Annotated in this window: 26 protein-coding genes; 6 read left to right on the plus strand and 20 right to left on the minus strand. The window is 71.8% G+C overall.

Annotated features, from left to right (window positions below; genetic code table 11):
• Positions 1–22 precede the first annotated feature (22 nt).
• From F0L68_RS07150 to F0L68_RS07185, 8 genes are all read right to left on the minus strand, one after another.
• A complete protein-coding gene (locus F0L68_RS07150; protein ID WP_149848643.1) occupies positions 23–1,555 on the minus strand; it encodes a bifunctional uroporphyrinogen-III C-methyltransferase/uroporphyrinogen-III synthase in 1,533 nt (510 codons plus the stop codon).
• An 18-nt stretch (positions 1,556–1,573) separates the two neighbouring features.
• Positions 1,574–2,509, minus strand: a complete 936-nt coding sequence (hemC, locus tag F0L68_RS07155; RefSeq protein WP_149848644.1) for a hydroxymethylbilane synthase — start codon at positions 2,507–2,509, stop codon at positions 1,574–1,576.
• Positions 2,506–3,858: a glutamyl-tRNA reductase gene (locus F0L68_RS07160; RefSeq protein ID WP_149848645.1), complete on the minus strand. Its 1,353-nt coding sequence runs from the start codon at positions 3,856–3,858 to the stop codon at positions 2,506–2,508. The genes hemC and F0L68_RS07160 overlap by 4 nt, the downstream gene beginning before the upstream one ends.
• 28 nt (positions 3,859–3,886) lie before the next feature.
• Positions 3,887–4,732: a redox-sensing transcriptional repressor Rex gene (locus tag F0L68_RS07165; protein WP_149848646.1), complete on the minus strand. Its 846-nt coding sequence runs from the start codon at positions 4,730–4,732 to the stop codon at positions 3,887–3,889.
• 279 nt (positions 4,733–5,011) lie between these two features.
• A complete protein-coding gene (locus F0L68_RS07170) occupies positions 5,012–5,677 on the minus strand; it encodes a fasciclin domain-containing protein (RefSeq protein ID WP_438672251.1) in 666 nt (221 codons plus the stop codon).
• A 104-nt stretch (positions 5,678–5,781) separates the two neighbouring features.
• Positions 5,782–7,401, minus strand: coding sequence for a molybdopterin-dependent oxidoreductase (locus tag F0L68_RS07175; protein ID WP_149848648.1), 1,620 nt, complete (start codon positions 7,399–7,401; stop codon positions 5,782–5,784).
• A gap of 106 nt (positions 7,402–7,507) precedes the next feature.
• Positions 7,508–7,747, minus strand: a complete 240-nt coding sequence (locus F0L68_RS07180) for a glutaredoxin family protein (protein WP_149848649.1) — start codon at positions 7,745–7,747, stop codon at positions 7,508–7,510.
• 74 nt (positions 7,748–7,821) lie between these two features.
• Positions 7,822–9,336 carry an AMP-binding protein gene (locus tag F0L68_RS07185; protein ID WP_149848650.1) on the minus strand — a complete coding sequence of 505 codons (1,515 nt, stop codon included), beginning with the start codon at positions 9,334–9,336 and terminating at the stop codon, positions 7,822–7,824.
• 172 nt (positions 9,337–9,508) lie between these two features.
• Here F0L68_RS07185 and F0L68_RS07190 point away from each other — a divergent pair, with 172 nt between their 5' ends.
• The 3 genes from F0L68_RS07190 to F0L68_RS07200 all read left to right on the plus strand — a co-directional run bounded on the left by F0L68_RS07190 (position 9,509) and on the right by F0L68_RS07200 (position 12,542).
• Positions 9,509–10,183: a sigma-70 family RNA polymerase sigma factor gene (locus tag F0L68_RS07190; protein WP_149848651.1), complete on the plus strand. Its 675-nt coding sequence runs from the start codon at positions 9,509–9,511 to the stop codon at positions 10,181–10,183.
• Between the two features lie 112 nt (positions 10,184–10,295).
• Positions 10,296–11,519, plus strand: coding sequence for a DUF5667 domain-containing protein (locus tag F0L68_RS07195; RefSeq protein WP_149848652.1), 1,224 nt, complete (start codon positions 10,296–10,298; stop codon positions 11,517–11,519).
• A gap of 111 nt (positions 11,520–11,630) precedes the next feature.
• Positions 11,631–12,542 (plus strand): HAD family hydrolase, encoded by a 912-nt coding sequence (locus F0L68_RS07200; protein WP_149848653.1) that lies wholly within the window; start codon positions 11,631–11,633, stop codon positions 12,540–12,542.
• Between the two features lie 71 nt (positions 12,543–12,613).
• On the opposite strand, the gene F0L68_RS07205 is transcribed toward F0L68_RS07200, so the two are convergent.
• The 7 genes from F0L68_RS07205 to proC form a co-directional block, all read right to left on the minus strand.
• Entirely contained in the window at positions 12,614–13,075 is a 462-nt protein-coding gene (locus tag F0L68_RS07205; protein WP_149848654.1) for a YbjQ family protein, read from the minus strand.
• A gap of 91 nt (positions 13,076–13,166) precedes the next feature.
• The gene (locus F0L68_RS07210) at positions 13,167–13,649 is read right to left on the minus strand and encodes a hypothetical protein (protein ID WP_149848655.1); all 483 of its coding nucleotides are present in this window, start codon (positions 13,647–13,649) and stop codon (positions 13,167–13,169) included.
• A gap of 278 nt (positions 13,650–13,927) precedes the next feature.
• Positions 13,928–14,980, minus strand: coding sequence for a lysophospholipid acyltransferase family protein (locus F0L68_RS07215; RefSeq protein WP_223198558.1), 1,053 nt, complete (start codon positions 14,978–14,980; stop codon positions 13,928–13,930).
• Positions 14,981–14,994: 14 nt separating this feature from the next.
• Positions 14,995–16,035 carry an NAD-dependent epimerase/dehydratase family protein gene (locus tag F0L68_RS07220; protein ID WP_149848656.1) on the minus strand — a complete coding sequence of 347 codons (1,041 nt, stop codon included), beginning with the start codon at positions 16,033–16,035 and terminating at the stop codon, positions 14,995–14,997.
• Positions 16,036–16,223: 188 nt separating this feature from the next.
• Entirely contained in the window at positions 16,224–16,325 is a 102-nt protein-coding gene (locus F0L68_RS07225; protein WP_015105422.1) for a 30S ribosomal protein bS22, read from the minus strand.
• 178 nt (positions 16,326–16,503) lie between these two features.
• Complete coding sequence (locus tag F0L68_RS07230; protein ID WP_149848657.1) at positions 16,504–16,722, minus strand: helix-turn-helix domain-containing protein; 219 nt, start codon at positions 16,720–16,722, stop codon at positions 16,504–16,506.
• 213 nt (positions 16,723–16,935) lie between these two features.
• Positions 16,936–17,748 carry a pyrroline-5-carboxylate reductase gene (proC, locus tag F0L68_RS07235; protein ID WP_149848658.1) on the minus strand — a complete coding sequence of 271 codons (813 nt, stop codon included), beginning with the start codon at positions 17,746–17,748 and terminating at the stop codon, positions 16,936–16,938.
• Between the two features lie 130 nt (positions 17,749–17,878).
• On the opposite strand from proC, the gene F0L68_RS07240 reads away from it, so the two are divergent.
• Positions 17,879–19,903, plus strand: a complete 2,025-nt coding sequence (locus tag F0L68_RS07240; RefSeq protein WP_149848659.1) for a hypothetical protein — start codon at positions 17,879–17,881, stop codon at positions 19,901–19,903.
• Between the two features lie 8 nt (positions 19,904–19,911).
• On the opposite strand, the gene F0L68_RS07245 is transcribed toward F0L68_RS07240, so the two are convergent.
• Entirely contained in the window at positions 19,912–20,208 is a 297-nt protein-coding gene (locus tag F0L68_RS07245) for a hypothetical protein (protein WP_149848660.1), read from the minus strand.
• A 265-nt stretch (positions 20,209–20,473) separates the two neighbouring features.
• On the opposite strand from F0L68_RS07245, the gene F0L68_RS07250 reads away from it, so the two are divergent.
• Positions 20,474–21,349: a helix-turn-helix domain-containing protein gene (locus F0L68_RS07250; protein WP_188316432.1), complete on the plus strand. Its 876-nt coding sequence runs from the start codon at positions 20,474–20,476 to the stop codon at positions 21,347–21,349.
• Positions 21,346–21,567: a DUF397 domain-containing protein gene (locus F0L68_RS07255; protein ID WP_149848662.1), complete on the plus strand. Its 222-nt coding sequence runs from the start codon at positions 21,346–21,348 to the stop codon at positions 21,565–21,567. Before F0L68_RS07250 ends, F0L68_RS07255 begins: the two co-directional genes overlap by 4 nt.
• 62 nt (positions 21,568–21,629) lie before the next feature.
• On the opposite strand, the gene F0L68_RS07260 is transcribed toward F0L68_RS07255, so the two are convergent.
• The 4 genes from F0L68_RS07260 to F0L68_RS42210 all read right to left on the minus strand — a co-directional run bounded on the left by F0L68_RS07260 (position 21,630) and on the right by F0L68_RS42210 (position 25,764).
• Positions 21,630–22,448 (minus strand): thioesterase family protein, encoded by an 819-nt coding sequence (locus tag F0L68_RS07260; RefSeq protein WP_223198559.1) that lies wholly within the window; start codon positions 22,446–22,448, stop codon positions 21,630–21,632.
• A 250-nt stretch (positions 22,449–22,698) separates the two neighbouring features.
• Entirely contained in the window at positions 22,699–23,625 is a 927-nt protein-coding gene (locus F0L68_RS07265; protein ID WP_149848663.1) for a proline dehydrogenase family protein, read from the minus strand.
• 31 nt (positions 23,626–23,656) lie between these two features.
• A complete protein-coding gene (locus tag F0L68_RS07270) occupies positions 23,657–24,469 on the minus strand; it encodes a sugar phosphate isomerase/epimerase family protein (protein ID WP_149848664.1) in 813 nt (270 codons plus the stop codon).
• Entirely contained in the window at positions 24,466–25,764 is a 1,299-nt protein-coding gene (locus F0L68_RS42210; protein ID WP_188316433.1) for an Rv0497 family membrane protein, read from the minus strand. Before F0L68_RS42210 ends, F0L68_RS07270 begins: the two co-directional genes overlap by 4 nt.
• Positions 25,765–25,824 lie beyond the last annotated feature (60 nt).

Consider the following 25,824-nt stretch of genomic DNA (forward strand, 5'->3'; position numbering starts at 1 on the left):
GTGACTCGTCGGGCTGGGCCAGCTACGAGCGGCGCAGGCGCTTGGTCTTGCGCGGCGGCGGCAGCGCGCCCTCGGCACGGAGCCGGGCGGCGTGCTGGGCGAGCGCGTCGACCAGGGCCGGCACGTTCGCGTCCTCGGGCTGCACGTCAACGCGCAGCCCGAACTCGCGGGCGGTCTCCGCCGTCTGCGGGCCGATGCAGGCGACCAGCGTCCTGGTGTGCGGCTTGCCGGCGATGCCGACCAGGTTGCGCACCGTGGACGACGAGGTGAAGCACACCGCGTCGAAGCCACCCGACTTGATCATCTCGCGGGTGTCGGCCGGCGGCGGCGCGGCCCGCACGGTCCGGTAGGCCGTGACGTCGTCGATCTCCCAGCCGCGCTCGCGCAGCCCGGCCGCCAGCGTCTCGGTGGCGATGTCGGCGCGGGGCAGCAGGACCCGGTCCACCGGGTCCAGGATGTCGTCGTAGGGCGGGAAGTCAGCCAGCAGGCCCTCGCTGGACTGCTCGCCGGAGGGCACCAGCTCGGGGATGATCCCGAACGAGCGCACCTTCGCCGCCGTCGACTCGCCGACGCAGGCGATCTTGACGCCGGAGAACGCGCGGGCGTCGAGCCCGAACTCGCGGAACTTCTCCCACACCGCGCGCACCGCGTTGGTCGAGGTGAACACGACCCACTGGTAGCGGCCGTCGACGAGGCCCTTGACCGAGCGCTCCATCTGGGCGGGGCTGCGCGGCGGCTCGACGGAGATCGTCGGCACCTCCACCGGCACCGCGCCGTGCAGGCGCAGCCGGTGGCTCATCGCGCCGGCCTGCTCCTTGGTGCGCGGCACGAGCACCTTCCAGCCGTACAGCGCCCGCGACTCCCACCAGGACAGCTTCGAGCGGCCGGCGACGGCGCTGCCGACGGTGACGACCAACTGGCCGGACAGCTCGCCTGCGTCGGCCGCCAGCGAGGCCAGCGTAGTGTCGACCGTGCGCTGGCTTGAGCCGGTGCCGTCGGCGGTCACCGCGACCGGGGTCTGCGGCGCGAGCCCGTGCTCGACCAGCGAGGAGGCCGCCTCGGCGAGGTGGCTGCCGCTGGCGTGCAGCACCAGGGTGCCGGGGGCGGCGGCGAGGCCGCCCCAGTCGACCGTGCCGCGCACGTCGACCTCGGTGTGCACGCCGCCGAGGGCGACCCCGGCGTAGGCGGGCACCGCGGTGCCCGCCGGCACACCAGGGACGACGTCGAACGCGATGGTGGTCCTGGAGACCGCCTGGGCCTCCTTGACCACCGCGTCCAGCGTGAGCGGGTCACCGGCGACGAGGCGGACGACGTCGCGCCCTGCCTTCGCCTCGGTGACGAGGTCCTTGGCCACGTCGGCCGGCTCGCCGACCGCGGGGCGTACCTCCACCCCCTCCGGTACCGCGCCGATCACGTCGGCCGGAACGTCCGGATCGGTCACCACGAGTTCGGCCCTGGTGAGCAACTCGTGGGCCCGGACTGTGAGCAACCCGGAGTCGCCGGGGCCGGAGCCCACGAAGGCGACTCGTCCGGGGGTCTTACGTGCGCGGGTCATCTGGGCACTCCCCATCAACTACGCCTCCGGGCCGCTGAGCACGGCGGCCCCGAGGTCGAGCAACTCGGCGGCCAGCGCCCGGCCGAGTTGCTCTGCTGCGGTCAAGTCACCGGTGGCGGACGCACGCAGCAGGTCGTTCTGCGGCGTCGCGGCGACCCCGCGCAACGACAGCCGAAGCACGACCGAGCCGTCGTCGTCGAGGTCCTCCACCACATCGGCCAGTGCGCCGACGGGCGCGCTACAGCCCGCTTCGAGCGCGGCCAGCATGGCGCGCTCGGCGGTCACAGCCGCGCGACTGGCCTGATCGTCCAAAGTGGACGCCAGGAGATGCTCCGTGTCGACGTCGTCGACACGGCACTCCACCGCCAGCGCACCCTGTGCGGGCGCCGGCAGCATCTGCAAGGGGTCGAGCGACTCGGTGATCGCGTCGAGGCGACCGAGCCGCGCGAGTCCGGCGCGGGCCAGCACGACGGCGTCCAACACGCCGTCGGTGACCTTGCGCAGCCGCGTGTCCACGTTGCCGCGCAACGGAACCACGGTCAACCCAAGTCCGAGCGCCTCGAGCTGCGCCGCCCGGCGAGGCGAGCCGGTGCCCACCGTCGAGCCGACCGGCAGTTCACCGAGGACGAGTCCGTCCCTGGCGACCAGCGCGTCCCTCGGGTCCTCCCGCAGCGGCACGGCGGCCAGCGAGAGTCGAGGGTCCGGCGCGGTCGGCAGGTCCTTGTACGAGTGCACGGCGACGTCGACCTCGCCCGCGGCCAGCGCGTCGCGCAGCGCCGAGGTGAAGACCCCGATGCCGATCTCGGCGATGGGCGCCGACGAGCGGTCGCCCGGGGTGGAGACCGTCACGATCTCGACCTTGGCCCCGGCACGTTCGAGCGCCTCGGCGATGTGCCCCGTCTGGGCGAGCGCGAGCGCGCTGCCCCGGGTGCCGATCCGCAAAGTCCGGTTCACGACTTCTCACCGTCCATAGTGGACTGGGTTGTCTCCTCGGCCACCTGCGGGGCGCAGACGGCGGCTGGGGCCTGCGGGTCGAGCCCGAACAGCTCGCGCAGCGCCTCCGCGTAACCGGCCCCGCCAGGCGCGGCGGCCAGTTGCTTCACCCGCACGGTCGGGGTGTGCAGCAGTTTGTCGACGACGCGGCGCACGGTCTTGGCCAGCTCGCCGCGCACCGAGGCGTCCAGCTCGGGCAGCCGCGAGTCCAGCCGCAGCAGCTCGGCGTCGACCACCTCGGCGGCGCGCTTGCGCAGCGCGGTCACCGTCGGGGTCACCTCGGCGGAACGCTGGCCTGCCAGGTAGCCGCGCACCTCGTCGGTGACGATGTGCTTGGCGCGCTGGGTGTCCAGGCCGGTCGGCGCGTCAAGGAGTCGGCGCTGGAGGGTCTCCAGGTCGACGACGCGCACGCCGGGCAGGCCGGCTGCTGCGGGGTCGACGTCCTTTGGCAGGCCGAGGTCGCAGATCACCAGCGGGCGGGCCGGGTCGCGGTCGAACAGCGCGGCGCTCAGCAGCGCGGCGTCGATCACCACGTCGACCGCGCCGGTGCAGGCGAGGATGAGGTCGGCGTCGGCGATCTCGGTGCGCAGCTCGGTCAGCGCGACCGCGGTCGCGGAGACGCCGTCGGCCCGCAGCGCCGAGGCCAGCCGGGCGCCGTTGTCCGCGCTGCGGTTGGCGATCACGACCTCGCCGATGCCGGCGCGGCGCAGGTGCGCGGCGGCCAGGCCGCCCATCGAGCCAGCGCCGACGACCAGCGCGCGACGCCCGACGAGCCCGCCGAGGGCGGTGTCGGCGTCGGAGAGCGCCTCGGTCACCACGGACGCGCCAGCGTGGTCGATGCCGGTCTCGGTGTGCACGCGCTTGCCGACCCGCAGGGCCTGCTGGACCAGCTCGTGCAGCGTCCTGCCGACGGTGCCGGCCTCGTCGGCCTGGCTGTAGGCGGTGCGCAGCTGACCGAGGATCTGGGCCTCGCCGACGACCATCGAGTCGAGGCCGCCGGCCACCGAGAACAGGTGTTCCACGGCCGCGGCGGCGTAGTGCACGTAGAAGTGGTCGAACAGCTCGGTCGCCTCGGCGCCGGCCTGCCCGGCCAGCACGGCGGAGATGTCCGCGAGGCCGCCATGGAAGGTCTCGACGACGGCGTAGACCTCGACGCGGTTGCAGGTGGAGAGCACCAGCGCCTCGGACACGCTGTCGCAGCGCAGCAGCTCCTCGAGCACCTTGCGCAGCTCGGCGGCCGGGACCGTGACGCGTTCGAGCACCGACACGGGGGCGGTGCGGTGGGACAAACCGACAGCGAGCAAACTCACCGTGTCACCTCGCGCTCGCTCCGCTCGTTCACGGGCGAATCACCACCCCGTCCACACCGGACATGCCGGTCCCGTTCATCGCGTCGACGGCAGCCTGTTCGGCAGAGGCGAGGTCCGCACGCCGTGCGACGTGGAACGACAGGATCTGCATCTCGACCGCCAGATCGACCTTGCGCACCTCGACGTCGTCCGGCACCTGGAGGACAACTGGTGCGAAGTTCAGGATGCACTGGACTCCGGCGGATACCAAACGGTCACATACCGCCTGCGCGGCGGGAGGGGGTGTCGCGATGACACCGATGGACACTTCGCGTTCCGCGCAAACCGACGCAATCTCGTCGATATGGGACACCGGAATGCCTCCTACCGGCACTCCCATGAGATCTGGGTCCACGTCAAAGAGCGCCGCAACGGGGAATCCCCTGCTCGGGAACCCGCCGTAGTTGGCGAGCGCGTGACCGAGATTACCTATTCCGACAACCGCGACGCTGTGCTTGCGGGTCAGACCGAGGATGCGCTCGATCTCACTGACCAGGACGTCGACGTCGTAGCCGACGCCCCTGGTGCCGTAGGAGCCGATGTAGGAGAGGTCCTTGCGCAGCTTCGCCGAGTTGACCCCGGCGGCGACGGACAGTTCCTCGCTGGAGATGGTGGTCACGTTCTGCTCGGCGAGGCCGGAGAGGACCCGCAGGTAGACGGCCAGTCGGGCGACGGCGGCCTCGGGGATTGCCCTGGCCCGCTCGCGGACGGCCGGCTCGTCGCCGAGTTCGTGGACCGCGACCGCGTCGGGTGCCGCCGGGGTGGTGGTCACGACGTCGTCACCCTCGCCCCGCTTCACCACGTGCAGTTCTCCCTCACCGACCCAGAAACGCACTGATCCACCTGGCTTTCCGGCGCAATGCCGGGGCCGTCGGCGGCGTGACATGGACACCGTAGCCATTTGTGAACGTATGCACAAAGTCACGCGCCGCGGCGGCGCGCGGCGTCATGATCGACGCTGCGGTGCTGGTCACACCGGGTGACGAGCGCACGGAGCCGGCCCGACGGCAAAGCCGCGCCGAGGCACGGAAGTGCCTTCGGCGCGGCTTTCACCACTTCGTATGAAACCCGGTCGGCCGGCGGGCAGACCCGGCCGACCGCCGGGCGAACCGGGTCAGCTGGCCGGCGGGGTCAGCACGGTGTCGATGACGAAGACGGTCGCGTTCTTGGTCGGGATGTTGCCGCAGAGGACCTTGGCTCCGTTGACGGTCATCGAGTCGCCGGAGCCGGCGATCTTCAGCTCCTGGCCGGTCAGCGACTTGACGGCGCCGGCCGACTGGAGGCCCTTGGCGTCGTAACGCATCGGCACGACGTGGAACTGGAGGATCTTGCCGAGCGTGGCCGGGTCGCCGGCGAGCTGGTTGAACTTCGCGTCGCCCAGCGCCGCGAAGGCCGGGTCGGCCGGGGCGAACACGGTGAGGTTGTCGGTGCTGTTCAGCGTGTCCACCAGGTTCGCGGCCTTGACCGCGGCGACCAGCTTGGTCAGCAACGGATTGTTGCTGGCGGCGGTCGCCACCGGGTCGCTGACCATGCCCTGGAGCGAACCCTTGTTGCTCGGGTCCTGCGGCACACTCGCGCAGCCCGCGCCGAAGACGTCGGTGGTCTTGGTCACGCCGTTGGCGTTGGCCGCCGGCGGCGAGCTGGCGGTCGTCGGGGCGGCGGACGAGCTGGTGCCGCTGCCCGAGTTGTCGCCGCCGCTGCCACACGCCGCGATGGTCAGCGACAGCGCCGCGATGGCGCCGATGCCGGAGAGCCGCTGGATCTTCCGCACGTCGATCACTCCTTCGAGCCAATTTCGATTGGTACTGAGGCGTTCGAAGGAGAGCCGACGGTCGGTTCGGCCTGCTGAGTAACGGTTCGGACACGCAGCGCAGCCGGGCGCGGTCAGGCCTGCACGGTGAAGGAGACCGAGTGCCAGCCGGTGGCGCCGTCGGGGACGACCGAGACTCGCTGGTCGGTCTGGGTGTACCCGGACTTGTCGGTGGCGCGGCACTCGACGTTGTGGCCGCCGCCCTTGAGATCGAACTCGGTGCGCCACATCCGCCACGCGCTGTTGCTGACGTCGGCGGCGAGCAGCGCCTGCTGCCACGGGCCGCCGTCGACGCGCACCTCGACCTTGGCGATGCCGGTCGGTTGCGCCCAGGCGACGCCGGAGATCACGACCTTGCCTGCTGGGACCCGCGCGAAGCCCTGGGGGCTGTCGATCCGGGACTGCGTCTTGATCGGGCCCTGCACGCCCCAGCCCCGGTCGATCCAGTAGCCCTGCCTGGCGGCGTAGGTGGTCAGCTCGATGTCGGTGACCCACTTGGTCGCCGAGACGTAGCCGTAGAGGCCGGGAACCACGATCCGCACGGGGAAGCCGTGCTCGACCGGGAGCGGCTCGCCGTTCATGCCGAGCGCGAGGAGCGCGCCGCGCGCGGGGTCCATGACGACGTCGACCGGGCTGCCGCAGGTCCAGCCGTCCACGCTGGTGCTGAACAGCTGCTCGGTGCCGGGTTTGACGCCGGCCTCGGCCAGCACGTCGCGCAGCGGCACGCCGACGAAGGTGGCCGTGGAGATGTAGGGGCCGCCGACCTCGTTGGAGACACAGGTCATGGTGACCGTCTGCTCGACGAGATCGCGCCCGCGCAGGTCGTTGTAGCTGAGGTTGAGCTCGCGGTCGACCATGCCGTGCACGCGCAGGCTCCAGTCCTCGGCGAGGATGCGGGGCACGGTGAGTGCCGTGTCGACGCGGTAGAAGTCCTTGCCTGGCGTGATGAAGCTGACCGTGCCGTCCTTGGTGAAGTCCGCGCCAGCGGGGATCGCGGGAGCCTTGGTCTTGGCGACCAGCGTGCCGACCGCGTTGCGGGAGGCCTCGACGTTCACGCGGTTGCCGAAGAGCTGGCCGCCAAGTCCCGCGACACCGGCGCCGACCGCGACCGCGGCGGAGGACACCAGGAACGTGCGCCGGCTGGGGGCCTGGTCACCGATCCCGGTCGCCGGCTCGGCGGACGACTGGTCGTCCAGCGCGCGCCGCATGGCGAGGCCGTGCAGGTAGCGGAACACCACGACGCCAACGGCGAGGCTGACCACCGGGGCGAACACCCCGAGCTGCCCGGTGTCCGGCCGGTTGAACACGGCGGCGACGCCGACCAGCCCGAGCAGCACGGCCAGGATCGTGCCCGGCAGCGGGCTGCGGCGGGAGATGACGCCGGCCACGAGCGCGAGCACCGCGATGACCAGCGCCATGCCGGAGAGCAACACGAGCTTGTCGTGGGTGCCGAAGGTGCGGACCGCGAAGTCCTTGAGCGGCAACGGGGTCAGGTCGATCGCCGTGTTGCCGACGGCGAGGTACGGCGACGCGCTCAGCCCGACGAAGCCGGCGACGAGGTGCCCTGCGGCGAGCGCGGCCGCCACGGAGAGCAGCCCGACGAGCGCTCCAACGGACCTGGACAGGCGCACGGGGCCATGAGGCGGACGATCGGCGGGCTCAGCAGCGCTCAACGGACTGGTCACACAGCTCATTCGACGCCGATGGACAGGCGGTTCGCCAGCCCTGCGGGGCGTTCGGGCCGATCCGTCAGCAAGCCGTAATGGGTTCTGGGCGGCCCGGGGTTCCGAAGTGGGGTTCTCAACCGGCCAGCGCGGCCCGGAACCGGTCCTCCTCGACGGTCCAGTACCCGTGCTCGACGCCGTCGATGAGGATCACGGGCACCCGATCGCCGTACTCCGCGCGCAGTTCGCGATCGGCGTCGACGTCCTCGGTCGTCCATGGGACGCCCAGCTCAGCACAGATGCGCTTGATGTCGGCCTCGGCCTGCTCGCACGCGTGGCACTCGACACGGGTCAGCAACGTGACGTGGTGGGACACCGCCCCAGTCTTCCCGACGCCGCTGCGCGAACCGGCGGCGGATCGCGAACCGGGTCGGCGGACCCGGCCGCGGCTCAGCGGAGCCGGCTGCGGGCCAGCTTGCCGGTGGGCGAATGGGGCAGCTTCTCCGCGAACTCGACGACCGTGGGCACCTTGAACTTCGCCAGCCGCTCCGCGCAGTGCCCGATCACGGCCTGCTCGGCCACGTCCGCGCCCTCGCGCAGCACGAGCACGGCCTTCACCGCCTCGCCCGTCTTCTCGTCCGGCACGCCGACCACCGCCGCCTCGGCGACCTCGGGCAGCTCGTCCAGCACCTGCTCCACCTCGTGCGGGTACACGTTGAAGCCGTTCACGATGATCAGGTCGCCTGCTCGGTCCACCAGGTGCAGGTCACCGTCGGCGTCCAGGTAGCCGACGTCCCCGGTGCGGAACCAGCCGTCCGCGTCAGGGCCGTGCTCGCCGTCCGGCCAGTAGCCGCTGAACAGGTTGCTGCCCCGCACGGCCACCAGACCCGTGCCGGCCGCCTCCTCCGCCAGGTCCTCGCCCAGCGTCAACGGCCTCCCGTCGGTGTCCACCAGGCGCACCTCGACGCCCGGCAGGGGCTGCCCGACCGACCCCGGCTTCGGCACGCCCGTCACGAGCGCCGTGGTGACGACCGGACCCGTCTCGGTCAGGCCGTAGCCCTCGTACACCGGCAGGCCAACCGCCTGCCGGACACCGGCCAGCACGGCGGGGTCCAGGGGCGCGGCTCCCGAGGTGAACAGGCGCACCGTCGCCAGCGCCTCCCGCAGCCGCTCGCCCGGCTGGGTCAGCAGCGCCTGGTACATCGGCGGCACCCCGACCATGGTGGTCACCCGGTAGTCCTCGATCGCCACCAGCGCCCGCTCGGGATCGAAGCGGTCCATCAGCACGGCCGTCGCCCCGGCCCCGGCCACCTGGAGCAGCCCCGGCCCGAGGCCGTAGACGTGGAACAGCGGCAGCGCGAGCAGCACCCGGTCGGCCGCCGTCACCGGCGCGGGCCGCAGCGCGGCGCACTGGTCGACGTTGGCCAGCAGCGCCCGGTGCGACAGCATCGCGCCGCGCGGCGTCCCCGAGGTCCCCGACGTGTAGCCGAGCACGGCGAGGTCCTCGCCGCCGCCAACCGCGGGCAGCTGCGGCTCGTCGCCCGCCTCGTCGCTGGCCAGGAGGGACGGCGGCGCCAGCACGGTCGCGTCGCCAGCCTGGTCCGGGTCCGCCGGGTCCTCGGCGATCATCAGGTCGGCGCCGCTGTCGGCCAGGATTCGCTGTAGCTCGCGCGCGGGCAGGCCGGGCCCGATGAGCACGACCACACACCCGGCCCGCAGCACCCCGAAGACCGCGACGCAGAACTCGGGGCTGTTGGGCAGCCGCACGCCGATCCGATCCCCCGGCTGCGCACCGACCTCGACCAGTCGCCGTGCCTGCTCGTCGACTGCCCTGTCGAGCTGTGCCCAGGTCAGGCCGGTGCCGGAGGCGGCGTCGAGCACCGCGATATGCGCTGGACCACGCCGTGCCGAGCGCCGAACCAGGTCGGCTACGTTGTGCGCGGGTGCATGCGTCGCACCGGTCATCGCGGACCTCCTCGCGGACAGGGAACCCGTTGCGCAGTCTGTCACGAGTGGTCCACGTCACGCGTTGCCCCGCCTGGCGTCTCACATTCGCAACCCGATGCCGCTACCTACTAAGCAGTAACAACACGTATGCTGCGGCCACGGTGTCGATGGGTGGAGGTGCCGCCAGCCGATGACGACCCCGGCGCGCCCGAATATCGTGCGAGCCGCCCGAGGATTCCGCCCGACGCGGAACGCGGGCGGGCGTTCCGTCGCGGACGGGGCCAGCACGGACGCTGACGACGCGTCCGTCGACGAGGTCACCGCCGAGCGCTGGCGGCTGGTCGAAGCAGCCCAGCAGGGTGACACCGATGCCTTCGGCGTCCTCTACGACCAGTACGTCGACGTCGTCTTCCGCTACGTCCTGTTCCGGGTCGGCGACCGCAACCTCGCCGAGGATGTCACGAGCGAGACGTTCCTGCGCGCGCTGCGCCGCATCAACTCCGTCTCCTACCAGGGCCGCGACGTCGGCGCGTGGTTCGTGACGATCGCCCGCAACATCGTGCTCGACCACGTGAAGTCCAGCCGCTACCGGCTGGAGATCACCACCCCGGAGCTCGACGACAACCGCGAGGTCGCCGCGGGCCCCGAGCAGGAGGTCATGGCGGAGGCCACCAACGCGGAACTGCTGCGCTGCGTTCGCCAGCTCGGCGACGACCAGCGCGAATGCATCGTGCTGCGGTTCCTCCAGGGGCTCTCGGTCGCCGAGACGGCCCTGCTGATGGGCCGCAACGAGGGCGCGATCAAGGCCCTGCAACACCGCGCGGTGCGCCGGCTGGCGCAGCTGCTGCCCAGCTGGCTCCGCTGACCCCGATGTTGATCGCGGTCACACCATCCACCGAGCCGTAACTGAAGTGCCCGCGCGCTCGTTGCTCGGGGCAGGATCGTTCTAGCCAAACCACGTCGAGACGGTGCGGACGGTGGACAGAGCACGCACGCCCTTCGGGCGACGCCGGCAACGCGAGGGGTTCGCCCGCGCGGTCGGGCCGACGCCTGCGCCCGGCCGCACCTCGACCGGCTCGGTCTCCGAGGAGCTGGCCGTCGTCGCGCTGCTGCGCCGCACCTCCGACGGGTTCGGGCCGGACGCGCAGGCCAGGGACCGCATCCGCGAACGGGTGGTGGCCGGGTTGGCCGAACCCGAGGAACCGCTTCTCGCGCTCGACGAGCAGGCTGCGCGGCCAGAGGTGCCCGCGAGCCGGCGACCGACCGAGATCGGGAGCGGCGGCACGGTCCGGGGCGGGTCCGGTGGCCTGCGGGGGCGGTTCGCGGTGGCGATGGTCGCAGCGTTCTGCCTGGTGTTGTCGCTGGCCGGGATGAGCCTGCTGCTCAGCCGCGACGCGTTGCCAGGCGACACCCTGTACGGCATCAAGCGCAGCGCCGAGTCCGCTTCGCTTGGGCTCACCTTCGGCGACGGGTCCAAGGCGCTCAAGCACCTCGAGTTCGCCGCCGCTCGGCTGAGCGAGGTCGAGACGCTGGTCGACCGGTATCGGGACTCCTCTGGCGGCCCGGTCGGCAGCTACCTGTCGGCGTTCGCCGACTTCGACTCGGACGCGGCGGCCGGGGCGCGCCAGCTCACCGCGCTCGGCGTCAACCAGGACCCACCACGGCTCGACTCGCTGCGCGGCTGGGTGACCGACCAGGCCGCCAGGCTCGCCGTGCTGCAACCGCAGCTGCCGAGCGCGGCGCAGGACCGCGCGGCTGGCTCGGTCGGGCTGCTCGGCAAGATCACCCAGCGGGCGGCCGCGCTGCACGACCGGCTGCGCTGCTACACGGTCACCTCGGGCGCCACCGACGATGTCGGCCCGCTGCCGGCCACGGACGACTGCTCGACGCCGAGGCCCGACGCCGCCACCGTGGCCCAGCAGCCGCAGGCCGCCGAGCCGACCGGACAGGCCAGCCAGCCGAGGCCGAGCACGGCGTCGGCCCAGCGGGGCCAGCCGAGCCAACAGCCCGCGCAGAGCCCGACGCAGCAGCCCGCCGCGCCCGCCCAGACCACCGGGACGACGCCGGGCCGGCAGCAGCCGAGCCAGCCGACCGCCCCGCCGGTCACCGGTTCGGCCGGGGTGACGATCCCGCTGCCGCTCCCGCTCGGCAGCCTGCCGCCGCTGCTGCCCGGTTTGCCTGGCCTCCAGCTCGGCGGCTGACAACCCGGGGGCCAACAGCCGGGGAACGGCGCAATACCGGAGGGTCCGCCGCTGAGCCGATCGCTACTCTTGGCTGGTGGGAGATGCCAAGGCGGAGCGGGAGGCGCTGGCGTGTCGCGTAGGCGCGAAGTAGACAACATCGCGGAGCGGGAGCGGCTGGCCGCGCTCGCCGGCGAGGCGTCGGCGCAGGCCGCGGTGGCGTCCGCGTCGGCGACGCCCGAGGCGGACGGCTCGCTCGCGGCGCCGACCGACCTGACCGCCGCCGCGTTCTTCGACGTCGACAACACGATGATGATGGGCGCGTCGATCTTCCACTTCGCCAGGGGACTCGCCGCCCGCAAGTACTTCAGCACCTCCGACCTGGCGGGTTTCGCCTGGCAGCAGGTCAAGTTCCGGATCGGCGGCCGGGAGGACCCGGCGAGCGTGCGCGCCAGCAGGGAGCAGGCGCTGTCGTTCGTGGCCGGGCGCAGCGTGCCGGAGATCGTCAGCCTCGGCGAGGAGATCTACGACGAACTGATGGCCGACCGGATCTGGTCAGGCACCCGCTCGCTCGCCCAGATGCACCTGGACGCCGGTCAGCGCGTGTGGTTGGTCACGGCGACCCCGGTCGAGCTGGCGCAGATCATCGCGCGGCGGCTCGGCCTGACCGGCGCGCTCGGCACGGTCGCGGAGAGCGTGGACGGCATCTACACCGGCAAGCTGGTCGGCGACCTGCTGCACGGCAGGGCGAAGGCGCATGCGGTGCGGGCGCTGGCCGCCGAGGAGGGCCTCGACCTGCGGCGCTGCACGGCGTACTCGGACTCGGCCAACGACGTGCCGATGCTGTCCGTGGTCGGCACGGCGGTGGCCGTGAACCCGGACTCGGGGCTGCGCGAGACGGCCCGCAAGCGTGGCTGGGAGATCCGCGACTTCCGCACCGGCCGCAAGGCGGCCAGGATCGGCGTGCCCTCGGTGCTCGGCGCCGGCGCGCTGGCCGGGGCGGTCGCCGCCGGGCTCGCCTATCGCCGCCGCGAACGGATCTAGGACCCGTGCGGGTCTAGGACCCCCGTGAGTGGAAAGTGGCCGTGCGGCAACACTTTCCACTCACGGGAGGGTCAGGCCTGGGGGAACTGCGGGGCTGCCTGCTGCGGTGCCGCCTGCTGGGCGGGCGGCGGCTGCGGCGGGCGCTGCTGCTGCGCCTGCTGGGGCTGCCCCTGCGGCTGGTCGGCGGGCACCAGGAAGACGGCGGTGCCGTACGCGGCGACCTCGCTCATCGTGCCCGCGATCTCGTTGCAGTCGAAGCGCATCGCCAGCACAGCGTTCGCGCCGTAGGCGATCGCCTGCTGGCAGAGCCTGCCGACGGCTTCCTGGCGGGACTCGGACAGCATCTTGGTGTACTGGGTGATCTCACCGCCGCCGAGCGCCTTGAAGGCGGCGCCGAAGTTCGAGCCGATGTTCCGGCTCCGGACGGTGAGGCCGAATACCTCGCCGAAGACGTGCGCCACCCGGAAACCGGGCACGTCGTTCATCGTCGACACGAGGATCGGAGGCTGCTGTGGAGGCACGGGCTGACCCATGTGGCGGATAGTAGCCGCAGCGCGGTGGGGACCGGGTGAGGACGAGCGGTTCGGCTTCCGACGGGTGTTCGGGGTCAGGCGAGGTTGAGCACTACGCCAGGTTGAGTACTACGGAAGTGTCGGTCGCGGTCACGTACTCCATCTGACCGTCGCCCTGGGCCGTCGAGTACGCCCCGGTGCCGCCGACGATGGCGAGCACGTGCTTGACCCCGGGCTCTGGCACGACCCTGATGTGCATGTTGCTGACGTGGATCTCGCCGACGCCGAACCCGCCGCCGGTGATCCGGAAGACCACCTTGCTGTGCACCACGATCTTCAGCGGCAGCCCGACGATCACGTCGACGATCATGCTGGACAGCGAACCGTCGCCGATCTTGGTGTCGGTCTTGTCGTAGAGGTCCAGCCACGCGCTGAAGGCCAACCCGAGCGGGGTGGCCGGCAACGGGTCGGGCAGCGTGAGCTTCGACCGCCGCGAGGTGAACGCGACCTGCGTCGCGGCCCTGGCGACCCCGGCCCCCGCGATTCCCGACCCGGCCGCCACCAGTCCGCCTGCCACGGCCGGCACCGCGAGCATCGCTGATCTCCTCGACATCCGTCCCATGTCGATCAACTCCTTCGCTGGTTCGCGCTTTCGGTTGGCGCGCAAGCAGGTTAGGAGTCGGCACCGACCGGTGCCGATGACCGAATTGACCGTCATCGCCGCGCGTCGCCGATCCGAGGGCGTAGACAAGGCCGGTGGCCCAACGCGATCACTCCGACGAGTGTTCCTCGCCCGGCGTCGACCGGGTTCGTGGCCGGCACACTGGGCCGAACGGACCAAGGAAGGTTCACCCTCGCTCGTTGGGGTGACGGCTACCCGAGGAACACGTTCCTGCGCTGGGTCAGCAGGCGGTACAGGGTCTGCTGGATCGTCTCGCGGACCTGGTCGGTCAGGTTGAACACCAGCATCGGGTCCTCCGCCGCGCCGTCGCCGAAGCCGTCGGTGCTGATCGGCTCGCCGAACTCGATGTACCACTTGGACGGCAGCGGCACCAGACCGAGCGGCCCGAGCAGCGGGAAGAACGGCGTCACCGGGAAGTACGGGAAGCCGAACAGCCGCGCCAACGGCTTGAGGTCGCCGATCTTCGGGTAGATCTCCTCGGCGCCGACGATCGAGCACGGCACGATCGGCACGCCGGTGCGCAGCGCCGCCGAGACGAACCCGCCCCGGCCGAACCGTTGGAGCTTGTACCGGTCCCGGAACGGCTTGCCGACGCCCTTGAAGCCCTCCGGCCACACCCCGACCAGCTCGCCGGAGCGCAGCAGCCGCTCCGCGTCCGGGTTGCAGGCCAGTGTCTGCCCCGACTTGCGGGCGAGCGAGCCGAGCACCGGCATGGAGAACACGAGATCCGCGCCGAGCATCCGCAGGTGCCGCTCGGCCGGGTGCTCCGAGCGCACCGCGTAGGCGGTCATCATCGCGTCGAGCGGCAGCGTGCCGGAGTGGTTGGCCACGAGCAGCGCGCCGCCCTCGCTCGGCAGGTTGTGCAGCCCGATCGTCTCGACCCGGAACCACTTCTCGTACAGCGGGCGCAGCGGCGGCAGCAACAGGTTGTCGGTGAGTTCGCGGTCGAAGCCGAACTCGTCGACCTCGTAGTCGCCCTCGACGCGGCGGCGGAGGAAGCTCACCAGCCCGGCCAGCCTGCCCTCCAGGTCGGATCGGCGCGGGTCCGCCGGTTCCGCCGGTTCCGCCTGGTCGGCCTGGTCGGCCGGTTCTGCGGAGGGCTCGGCCTCGGGCTCGGCCCTGGCCGGGTCGGCGGGCGGCACGGCGGTCGGCCGGCCGACGCGGGCCGTGCGCCCGCTGACCGGCTGGTGCGGCAGTTCGTCCCCGTGCAACGGAATCACGCGCGCGTCGGGCACAGCGTCCATCTCCCTAGGTCGAACTATGGGCGGAGCTTGGCGACCAGGTCGAGCAGCCCATGCTCGACGGCGCTCACGCGCTCCGGGTCGATGAGCGGACGCAGCCCGCGCCCGCTCACGTAGTCGTCGAACGCCTGCGTTGTGGTCCACCTCGGCACGAAGCCGAACTCGTCGCGCAGCAGCGAGGTGTCCACCACGCGGCCGAAGTTCAGGAACCGCATCTGGTCCGGCGAGAAGTCGACCAGCCGCGCGCCCCGGAACAGCCTGCCGACCGTCGGCACCGCCTGGCTGGGCACCGGCACCGCGATCCGGCCGGCCCGGCGGATCGCCTGGGACAGCATCAGCACGCCGTCCCCGCCGACGTTGTAGACGCCGGGCAGCGAGTGCAGCGTGGCGCGCTCCAGCACGGCGAGCGCGTCCTCGGAGTGCAGCAGCTGCACCCTGGCGTCGTAGCCGAGCACCGTCGGCACGACGGGCAGGGCGAAGTACCTGGTGAGCACGGTGTCGATGCGCGGCCCGATGAAGTTGGCGAACCGCAGGGTGGTCACCTCGACGTCGGGCCTACGGCGGCCGAAGCCGCGCACGTAGCCCTCCACCTCGACGGCGTCCTTGGCGTAGCCGCTGGAGGGCAGGTCCCTCGGGCCCTGCTCCTCGGTGAACACGGCGGGGTCGCGCGAGCTGGAGCCGTACACGGCGGTGGTCGACTTGACCACCAACCTGCGCACCAGCGGCGACTTCTGGCACGCGGCGAGCAGCTGCATCGTGCCGATCACGTTCATCTCCTTCATCGCCGTCCGGCCGGTCGGGCCTGCCGGGTTGGCGGTGACGGAGGCGTGCACCACGGTGTCGACCGAGGCGGCGGAGATGACCTTGCTGATCAACGGGTTGCGGATGTCCGCGCGCACGAACTCGGCGCGGCCCATGCGGCGGAGCAGGTCACGCCCCGGCGGCACGGTGTCCACCCCGAGCACGCGTTCGATGTCGGGGTTGGCGGCGAACCGCGCGGCGAGGTGGCCGCCGAGGAAGCGGCTGACTCCGGTGACGAGAACGATCCTGGGCGTCATAGGACTCCCTGCGCTCACCTGCTGTGACGGGACGATGTTACTCACCGGGCGCGCAGCCCGGCGCATCCGGAACACCGTGTTGACGCAGGTCATACGCCCTTTACGCCAGTAGAGCCAGACAGCAGTTGGGCCCATGACACGCGTCGAAGAACGCGATCATGGGCCCAACAGCGGCTAAGCGGCGCGGACTACTTGCCGCGCTTCCTACGCTGGACGCGGGTCTTGCGCAGCAGCTTGCGGTGCTTCTTCTTCGACATGCGCTTGCGGCGCTTCTTGATGACCGAGCCCATGCGGGATCCTTAGCTGTAGACGTTTCCGGTTCACACTGCGCGCCGGTGCTGCGCAGCGCGTTTTGCGAAGCACAACACGCCGGCACCAGGCACGAACTCCCGACCACCTTACCCGCAGCGTTGAACCGGCTCGGGACCACCCGCCCCCAGCCGCCTCGGCCGGCCTTCTCCCGGCCAGCTACCCCGCGTCGAAATAGGCGCTTTCGAGGTAGGCGTGGACGGCCTTCTCCGGAACGCGGAACGACTTGCCCACCCGTACGGCGGGCAGCTCACCTGAGTGCACCAGGCGGTACACGGTCATCTTGGAGACGCGCATCATCGCGGCCACCTCGGCGACGGTCAGGAACTGCACCGTTGTGACGGTCGGGGAATCGTTCTCCTTCTTGTTCGCCGGCATGTTTCACCGTGTCCTTCGACACGTGTCGCGCCGTCGGCTTCCCCACCGGCGGTATCGACACGCACGTGCTCTCCTGAGAGTAGCGGGACCAGTGGGACTCCTGCGACGGTCTTGCCCTGGGCATGCGCCCAATGGACGCGGTCCGCCACTCCGTGGAGCCGACCGGTGTGCGCAGAGTGTCCGATCGGGCCTCGATCGGGGCTGGCGTCCCGCTCAGTCCACCTCGTGTGCGCGGCCGAGCTCCTCGGAACGGTCCCGCGCGGCCTCGATCGCGGCGAGCAGCGCGGCGCGAACTCCGTGTTTCTCCAGCTCACGGATCGCCATGATGGTCGTGCCTGCCGGCGAGGTGACGGCCTCACGCAGGGTGACCGGGTGCTCGCCGGTCTCCGCCAGCATGGTGGCCGCGCCGACAGCGGACTGGATGATGAGCTGGCCGGCGACCGCGCGCGGGATGCCGAGCAGGATGCCCGCGTCGATCATCGCCTCGACCAGGTAGAAGAAGTAGGCGGGCCCGGAACCCGACAGCGCGGTCACCGCGTCCTGCTGGGACTCCGGCACCCGGACGACCTTGCCGACGCTGGACAGCAGCTCCTCGACCAGGGCGAGGTGCGCGGCCTCGGCGTGCCGGCCTGGGGAGATCGCGCTCATCGCCTCGCCGACCACCATCGGGGTGTTCGGCATGACCCGCACGACCGGGACGCCCTCGGCCAGCCTGCGCTCGAACAGCTTCGTCGGCAGCCCGGCGCACAGCGAGACGACCAGGGTGTCCGGCGCGACGACGGGCGCCAGCTCGTCCAGCAGCGGCTCGATGTCCTGCGGCTTGACGGCGACGAACAGCACGTCGGCCCGCGCGGCCGCGTCCGGCACGTCGGCCGAGGCGACGCCGTACCGCTTGGTCAGCTCGGCGGAACGTTCCGGATGGCGCTCGGTGAACAGCAGATCCTCGGGGCGGCGTCCCCCTTGCAGCAACCCGGACAGCAGCGCCTCACCGATCTTGCCGGCGCCGAGCAGCGCGATCGTGGTCATGTGCGACAGGGTGCCAGAGCGGGTCGGACTGGGCCGACCGGGCGTATCCACCCGCGACCGGCCCCCTGCGCGTGGCGGGCGGCGGAGGATCGGGGCCCGACCGCTGTCACGCCGCGAAGGCAGGCACGCCATGGAGAGTTCCGCGATCGACCTCGCCGAGGAGCTGATCCGCGACGCGCTGCCCTCGGTCGTGGCACGCGCGTTGGCAGCACCCGAGATCGTCAGCGGAGTCGAGCAGGCCGGGCTCGACCCGGACGCGCTGCGCCGGCAGGTGTTGGCGGCCACCGACGAGGTGGTGCGCCCGGCGAGCAGGGCGCTGGAGACCTTCCGGCAGGCCGCGCTGGCCGAGCAGCAGTGGCGCGGCGCCGCCGAGCCGACGGAACACTCGTCGAGGCCGGGGCTCCGGCCGCTCGGGCTGACCCAGGCCAGGGCCGAGTGGGAGCACATCGTCCACGAGGACGGCGTGCTGCCCATGCTGCGGCGGATCATCAACGAGGCGCTGGAACCGTTGCAGTGGACCACGTTGACCGTCGAGAGCGCGCCGGGGCTGGTCACGCTCCGCGACTCCTCCTGCATCGTGGACACCAGTTCCACCAAGCGGTTCCGCGCGGTGGTCAACCAGCTGCCGAGCGGGGCGATCGGGTTGGCCGGGCCGAGGGGCGCCGGCAAGACCACGCTGATCGAGCAGCACCTCGGCCAGACCGGCAGGCCGCTGACGATGTTCGTGTCCGCGCCGGTGCAGTACGAGCCGAGGGAGTTCGTGCTGCACCTGTACGCGACGCTGTGCCGCGCGGTGCTCGCGCGCTACGGCGAAGAGCCGCACGTCCGGACCTCGTCGGAGGCCAGGCACAACCGGTGGATCAACACCCGCCTTCTGCTGACGGCGCTGACGATGTCGGTGGCGGCCGTGGTCTGCGTGATCCTCGTCGTGGGGTGGACACCGCTGCTGCACGACCCGAAGGCCTTCGGCGCCCACGTGCGCAACGGGTCGCTGCTGCCCTCGGGCCTGCTCGTGCTGATGGTCATGGCGATCGTCGCCACGGTCGGCGTGCGCCGCTCGCAGGACTGGCAGTCGCGCGTGTTCGGGCGGCCGACGGCCGCGCTCGTCGAGACGGCCGGCCAGCGCCTCAGACAGATCCGGTTCCTCCAGACGAACACCGTTGGCTGGTCGGGAAAACTCGCGTTGCCGATGAAGATGGAGGCCGGTTGGACACGCTCGACCCAGCAGGCCGAACGCCCGCGCACGCACCCCGAGATCGTCACCGAGCTGTGCGAGTTCCTCGCCGAGGTCGTCGCGGTCAACCACGGGAATCCCTCGGTGATCGTGGCGATCGACGAGCTGGACAAGATCGAGTCCGCGGAACAGGCGCAGTGCTTCGTCAACGAGATCAAGAGCGTCTTCGGGGCGCGCAGGACCCAGTTCCTGGTGTCGGTCTCGGAGGACGCGCTCGCCTCGTTCGAGCGGCGCGGGCTGGCCGTGCGGGACGCGTTCGACAGCGCGTTCGACGAGATCGTCCGGATCGACCACCTGACGTTGGCCGACAGCTATCTCCTGTTGCGCGGCAGGGTGCTCGGCGTGCCGGAGCCGTTCCTCTGTCTGGCGCACTGCATGTCCGGCGGCCTCGCGCGGGACGTGTTGCGGGTGACCAGATCGATGGTGGCGCTTGTCGAAGCCGAAGCCGAAGCCGACACCGACGCCAACGCCGACCCGTCGCTGGACGCGGTCTGCCGCGCCCTCGTGCGGGAGGACGTCCAGCGCAAGAGCCACGCGTTCCAGCTCGCCGTCGGCGGCCTGACCACCACCGAGGACACCACGGACTTCCTGCGGGCGCTGCGCTCGCTGCGGGCCGACGCGGCACTGTTGTGCGCGGCGCTGCCCGCGCTGAACCCACGTGGCCAGGTCGGCGGCGAACCGTTCGACCGGTTGCGCCGGCAGAGCGCGGCGCACGCCTACCACTGCGCGACGCTGCTGGAGGTCTTCGACCGCTCGCTCGACAAGGACCGCACCGCGCGCGGCCGGGACGACCCCGCCGACCCCGGCTCGTTCGACGCGTTGGCCGGGGCGCGGCAGGCGATCGCGGTGCACCCCAGGCTGGCCTGGGTGATGCTCGACGACTTCCGCAAGGCATGGGGGCTGCCCGCCGTGTCGATCTAGGTCGTGCCCTAAGCGGACAGGGCGAGCACGCCGGTCACGACGGTGGCAGGACAGTCCTGCACGCGCCACAGCTGGGCGCCCGGCCTGATCACGAACGGGTCATCCTGGTTGAAGTCGTCGGCGCGGACCCGGTAGCCCAACGCCTCGCGCGAGGAGTAGACGAGCACGACGTCCCACAGGCCGCGCCGGCAGCGGGTGTACCCGATCGCGTCGAGCTCGCCGTTCTCGGCGTAGTACCTGTGCGCGTCGAAACCGCAGCGGCGCAACCGCTTCAGCACCTCGACGGCCGAACTCAACGACGACATCTCCCCGAAAATGAAAGTGGCCAGGGACGGCGATCGGCGGGAGGTAGGTAACCCGTGCGCCGTCCCTGGCTGGACTGTCGGCACCGACCCCCGACGAGGCCGGTCTCCTTCCATGGCTATGGTCGGGCCTCTCGCGCCGGGCCCGCTCGCAGGCGTTACACGTTACGTCGTCATGGGTAACTTCGTATGTTCCCTGATCAGGTGATGTCCGGCCGCCGACCGGCGCGCGATGCTGTGGGACCGCCAGCCACCCGGAGGTACACCAGTGGTCGCCGAGAATAGCCCGACCGTCCTTCGGCGGTGGATCGCGTTCACCCTGCGGCGGCTGCGGCAGGAGGCCGGCAAGTCCCGGCGGGACGTGGTCGACCTGGCGGGCTGCACACTGGCGCACGTCAGCCACATCGAGACCGGCCGCAACCTGCCGGCCCCGCTCGAGTGCGACGCGCTGCTGGAGTTCTACGGCGTGCCGGAGCGCACGGAGTTCTTCCGGGAGTTGTTGCACGGGGCCAGGAAGGGCCGGGACTGGTGGACCTCGAAGACCTTCCTCGGCGCGGTGCCGAGCTGGTTCGACCTGTACCTCGGCCTCGAGTCCTCCTCGGTCGCGGTGCGGTCCTTCGACGCGCTGGTCGTGCCCGGCCTGTTCCAGACGGCCGACTACGCCAGGGCGGTGATCGAGGGCAGCGTGCCGGAGTTGGCGGGCAACGAGGTGCGGCGGCGGGTGGAACTCCGGTTGGCGCGCCAGCAACTGCTGCGCCGCGAGCCGGATCCGCTCGCAGTGAGCGCGGTCATCGACGAGTCCGCGCTGCGGCGGCTGGTCGGCAGCCCCGCCGTGCTGCTGGCGCAGCTGGCCAGGCTGGCCGAGTTGGCGGAACTGTCCACAATAGACATTCGGGTGCTGCCGGCGAACGTGGGGGCCCATACCGGACTCGACGGGACGTTCACCATGATGATCTTCCCGCACGAGCTGCCTGGCTACCCAGGAGCCGTCTACGTCGAGACCCGGCTGCGGGGTCACTACTACGAGGAACCAGCCGAGATCGCCGAGTACCACGAGGTGTTCACCCGACTGCGGACCCAGGCGGGTAGCCCGTCCGACGCGCCGGCGACCATTGCCCGCATCGCTAAGGAGATTGTCGCTTGAACCACGAGGACGCCGTTACCGCCCTCGGCCACGCACGACGCTGGCGCACGTCCACCAGGACGGGCCAGGGCCAGAACTGCGTGGAGATCGACCGCGAACTGTCCGGCTGGGCCGGGGTGCGCGACACCAAGCTGGGCACAGCCAGCCCGATCCTCGCCATCCCCGCCGAGGCCTTCACCGCGTTCGTCCGCACCATCAGGACCAACCGCTTCGGCTGACCCCCGAGTGTCATGACGGGTCCCTTCGGGACACCCGGTGTCCTGGAGGGACCTGTCATGACCTAGCCGGCGGAGGTGAGGGCGAGCTGGCGGGCCTGGCAGACCAGGCGGCCGGTCGAGTCGATCACCACGGCGTCCTCGTCGAACCACTGGCCGTGCACGGCGCTGCACGACACCTGGAGCCGCAGCCAACCCGGCGCGGGGTTGGCCCGCAGCAGCGCGGTCAGCTGCACGGTCGGCGCCCAGCCGAAGCGCCCGAGGTTGAACGTCACCGGCATCGAGATGTCCCCGGCCAGCAGCGCGAACAGCACGTCCGGCCGCTCGTCGCGCGGCCGCACCCACAGCCGCAGCCGCAGCGGGTCGCCGGTCCGGCCCGTGAGGAAGCCCGCGCCTGCGGGGTCGAGCCGAAGATCGCAGGTCGTCGCGAGCTTGAACGCGTCGGCCGCCTGCATCGCGCCGAGGTCGATCGCGTCCGGCGGCGGCTCGGCCGGCAACCCAGGCAGGTCAACATATTCCGGCCGCTCGTCGGGCATCCGGCCGACCGTGACCACCGCCTCGACGCAGCTTCGCCCGCGCTGCTCCAGGTACACCGCGACCACGGTCGCCGTGCGGCCCGTCTTGCGCACGTCGGTGCGCAGCAGCACCGGGCCGACCTCGGGGGCGCGCAGGAAGTGCGCGCTCACCGCGAGCGGCGACAGCGGCGCGACGCCGTCCTGCGACGGCATCACCACCTCGGCTGCCTGGACACCGGCCCTGGCCACCAGGGCGAGCAGGAAACCGCCGTGCGGCTTGGGGCCGACGGTCCACTCCGCGCCGAGGTTCGCCGTGAACGTGCCGTCCCCAAGCGAACGGATAGCACTGGCGGTCGTGAACGTTCCCACCGAACTCCTCGGCCCAACAGTCAAGACGCCGTCTCCGCTGAGACCGGAACGTCGGTGGTCAAATGCGGCACTGACTTAGAGCCCCTAACACAATGACTGTTCGGCTCGCGACGCCCAGGCAGACGATCTGCGGCGTTGTCGTCAGTCACCATGACTCCGTCATGCCTCCCTCCTCCGGTCACGACCCCTGCGAGACATCTCGCCCACCTAGCCGCCGCTCCCTGATCGAACGCCATTGTGTTAGGAGCTCTTAGCCACGGCCGGCCAGGGCACGCAGGAAGAACGTCGTGTTCGCCGGCCGTTCGGCCAGCCGACGCATCAGGTAGCCGTACCACTGCTCGCCGTAGGGCAGGTAGATCCGCACCGTGTTGCCGGCGCGGGCCAGCCTGCGCTGCTCGTCCGGCCGCACCCCGTACAGCATCTGGTACTCGAAGGTCCCCGGCTTGCGATCATGCCACCTGGCCCGCTCGCCGATGATCTCCACCAGCCTCGGGTCGTGCGTGGCGAACATCGGATAACCCTCGCCCGCCAACAACTCGTTGACGCAGCGCACGTAGCTCAGGTCGACCTCGTGCGCGTCGGCGAACGCCACCGAGGGCGGCTCGGCGTAGGCGCCCTTGCACAGCCGCACCCGAGAGCCCGGCCCGGCCAGCTCCCGGCAGTCCGCCTGCGTGCGCCGCAGGTATGCCTGGAGCACCGCGCCGACCCACGGCCAGGAGCGGCGCAGCTCGTGCAGCACCCGCAGGGTCGAGTCGGTGGTGGTGTGGTCCTCGGCGTCCAGGGTGACCGTGGTGCCGCACTGCTCGGCCGCCGCGCAGATCCGGGACGCGTTCTCCAGCGCGAGCCGCTCGTCCAGCGCCTGGCCGACGGCGGACAGCTTCACGCTCACCTCGGCGCGGTCCGCCAGCCGCTCGGCGTGCAGCCGGTCAAGCAGCGCGAGGTAGGCCTGCACGGTCCGCTCGGCCAGCGCGCGGTCGGTGGTGTCCTCGCCGAGGTGGTCCAGGGTCACGGTGAGCCCGTCGGCGACCAGTGCCGCCGTCGCCCCGACGGCGTCGGAGGCCGTCTCGCCGGCCACGAACCGGCGCACCACGGCGCGACTCACCGGGGCCGTCGCCACCAGATGCCGCACGGCGTCGTTGCCAGCCGCGGCGAGGATCAGCGTGCGCAGCGGGTTCACAACGGGAAACTGTACGGGTACCGGCACCTGGTTACCGGCGAACCGGCCGGTCCAGGTGCAAGCGGGCGAACAGCAACGCCTCGGCGAGCAACTCGGCGCGCTCGGCGGGACCGCGCGCCTTGCGGGTGTTGACCTCCAGCACGACCTGGCCGGCGAAGCCGTCCGCCGCGAGGTTCTCGCACACCTGCGCGCACGGCTGGCTGCCCCGGCCAGGCACCAGGTGCTCATCCTTGGCCGACCCGCTGCCGTCGGCGAGGTGCAGGTGGGTCAGGCCCCGGCCCATCCGCTTGGCCAGCTCGACGGCGTCCATGTGCGCGGCGGCCGTGTGCGACAGGTCGAGGGTGTAGTGCCGGTGGCCGACGTCTGTCGGGTCGATGGACGGCCGGAACGCGGTCACCTGCACGGTGCGGCCCCGGCCGAGCGGTCGGCGCACCGGGAACATGTTCTCCACCGCGATGTCCACACCGGAGTCCTGCTCCAGCTCGTCGATCAGCTCACCGAACGCGTCGGCGTAGCGGCGCTGCCAGCGGAACGGCGGGTGCACCACGACCGTCGGCGCGCCGAGTTGGAGCGCGGCCTGCACGCTGCGCCGGAGCCGCTCCTCGGGGTCCGGCGACCAGACGCGTTGGGTGATCAACAGGCAGGGCGCGTGCACGGCCATGATCCGAGTGTCGTGCCGCTCGGCGAGGCGGCTCAGGGCGGAGACGTCCTGGCTGACCGGGTCGGCCCAGACCATCACCTCGACGCCGTCGTAGCCAAGCTCGGCCGCCAGCTCGAACCCCGCGCCGGCCGGCTGCGGCCACACCGACGCGGTGGAGAGCCCGACCGGGATCGCCGGGCTCAATGTTTCACGAGCAGCAGCGCGGCCGGCGACACCGTGACGATCAGGCCGACCAGCACCGCGAGCAGCGTGGTCTGGAGATCGTCGGCGCGCCGGATCTTCCTGACGATGATCACCAGGCCGACCGTGACGGCGAGCGCGAGCACCAGCGCGGCGATGGCCTGGGTGCGCCACAGCCAGCCGAAGCCGAGCCACAGGCCCGCGCCGCCGACCAGGCCGATGCCGAGCTGGCCGAGAATGACCAGCCACTCCTTGGCCGGCGACCTGACCGCGTCGTCCTCGGCGTCGTCCTCGTCCGCGTCGGCCGCGTCGTCGGCCTCCGCCGCGTCGGCGAACTCGGGCTCGGCGTAGTCGGCGTCGTACTCGTCCTCGTCGTCGACGTACGGGCCCGGGTGCGCCTGGGTGTGCTCCTGCTCGGGGAACTCGTCGCCGGCGAAGTCCTCGCCGCCGAACCACGCCTCGCCGGTCCGCTCAAGCGGGTGGACCTGGGTCTCCTCCAGCCGGCCTGGGCCGAGGCCCGCCGGCAGCTCGCCGGTGTACGCGCCGCCGCCGACCGGGCGCTTGCGCAGGTCGGGCGCGTCGACGTCCGGGCTCAGCTTCGAGGAGATCCTGGGCAACTGCTCGGTGATCGGCTCCGCCGGCGCGGGCCGCACCAGGTTCGCGCGGGACTGCTCCGGCCTCGGCAGGCCGGTCCGCGTCTGATCCTGGCGGGTCGGATCCTGGCGAGCGGGATCTTGGCGCGTCGGATCCTGGCGGGCGGGGTCCTGCCTCGGCAGGTTCGGCCGGGACAGGTTCAGCTTGGACGGCTCGGGGCGCACCGGTTTCGGCGGCTCCGGCTCGTAGTCGACGACCGGCGGGACCTGGGTGGTCTGCTCGGCTGCGGCCATCGGCGGAGGCACCGCCCTGCGCGGCTCCGGCCGGACCGGCGGGCGTCGGTAGCCGCTCGGCGGCTCGACCTGGCGCGGCGGGACGTGCGCGTCCTCGTAGCGGGCGGGCTGCCTCGGCGGCGCCTCGGCCCCGCCCCTCGGCGCGCGGTCGTTCGGCCGGTCACCCGGCTGGTGCGGCTGGTGCGGCGCGACCTGCTCGTCCCGCGCGCCCTGCTGTTCCTCGCGGAGCGCGGCGAGCTGCCCAGTATCGGACAGCACCCGGTCGATGATGGCCTGCGGCGCGGTGTCCGACGGGTCCTCGGCACGCCGACGGCGTCGGCGCGGCGCGGCCTCCTCCGAGCTGCCCCCGTACTGGGCAAGCAGCTCCGCCACGGTGCGCTGACTGCGCTCCGACCCGCTCTCTCGACTCATCAATTCCACCGTGCCCCGTGCTGGCCAGTCCGTCCAGTGTCACCCGGCTGCCGCGCGACC

It is taken from the genome of Solihabitans fulvus, assembly GCF_008386585.1.
Taxonomy (GTDB): Bacteria; Actinomycetota; Actinomycetes; order Mycobacteriales; family Pseudonocardiaceae; genus Solihabitans; species Solihabitans fulvus.

Coding starts and splice junctions, on each gene's coding strand:
- F0L68_RS07205 (WP_149848654.1), bottom strand. CDS start 13,075: ATGGGTCAGCCCGTGCCTCCACAGCAGCCTCCGATCCTCGTGTCGACG.
- F0L68_RS42210 (WP_188316433.1), bottom strand. CDS start 25,764: ATGAGTCGAGAGAGCGGGTCGGAGCGCAGTCAGCGCACCGTGGCGGAG.
- proC (WP_149848658.1), bottom strand. CDS start 17,748: ATGACCACGATCGCGCTGCTCGGCGCCGGCAAGATCGGTGAGGCGCTG.
- F0L68_RS07245 (WP_149848660.1), bottom strand. CDS start 20,208: ATGTCGTCGTTGAGTTCGGCCGTCGAGGTGCTGAAGCGGTTGCGCCGC.
- F0L68_RS07150 (WP_149848643.1), bottom strand. CDS start 1,555: ATGACCCGCGCACGTAAGACCCCCGGACGAGTCGCCTTCGTGGGCTCC.
- F0L68_RS07185 (WP_149848650.1), bottom strand. CDS start 9,336: ATGACCGGTGCGACGCATGCACCCGCGCACAACGTAGCCGACCTGGTT.
- F0L68_RS07240 (WP_149848659.1), top strand. CDS start 17,879: ATGGAGAGTTCCGCGATCGACCTCGCCGAGGAGCTGATCCGCGACGCG.
- F0L68_RS07225 (WP_015105422.1), bottom strand. CDS start 16,325: ATGGGCTCGGTCATCAAGAAGCGCCGCAAGCGCATGTCGAAGAAGAAG.
- F0L68_RS07215 (WP_223198558.1), bottom strand. CDS start 14,980: ATGGACGCTGTGCCCGACGCGCGCGTGATTCCGTTGCACGGGGACGAA.
- F0L68_RS07175 (WP_149848648.1), bottom strand. CDS start 7,401: ATGAGCTGTGTGACCAGTCCGTTGAGCGCTGCTGAGCCCGCCGATCGT.
- F0L68_RS07230 (WP_149848657.1), bottom strand. CDS start 16,722: ATGCCGGCGAACAAGAAGGAGAACGATTCCCCGACCGTCACAACGGTG.
- F0L68_RS07220 (WP_149848656.1), bottom strand. CDS start 16,035: ATGACGCCCAGGATCGTTCTCGTCACCGGAGTCAGCCGCTTCCTCGGC.
- F0L68_RS07210 (WP_149848655.1), bottom strand. CDS start 13,649: ATGCTCGCGGTGCCGGCCGTGGCAGGCGGACTGGTGGCGGCCGGGTCG.
- F0L68_RS07190 (WP_149848651.1), top strand. CDS start 9,509: ATGACGACCCCGGCGCGCCCGAATATCGTGCGAGCCGCCCGAGGATTC.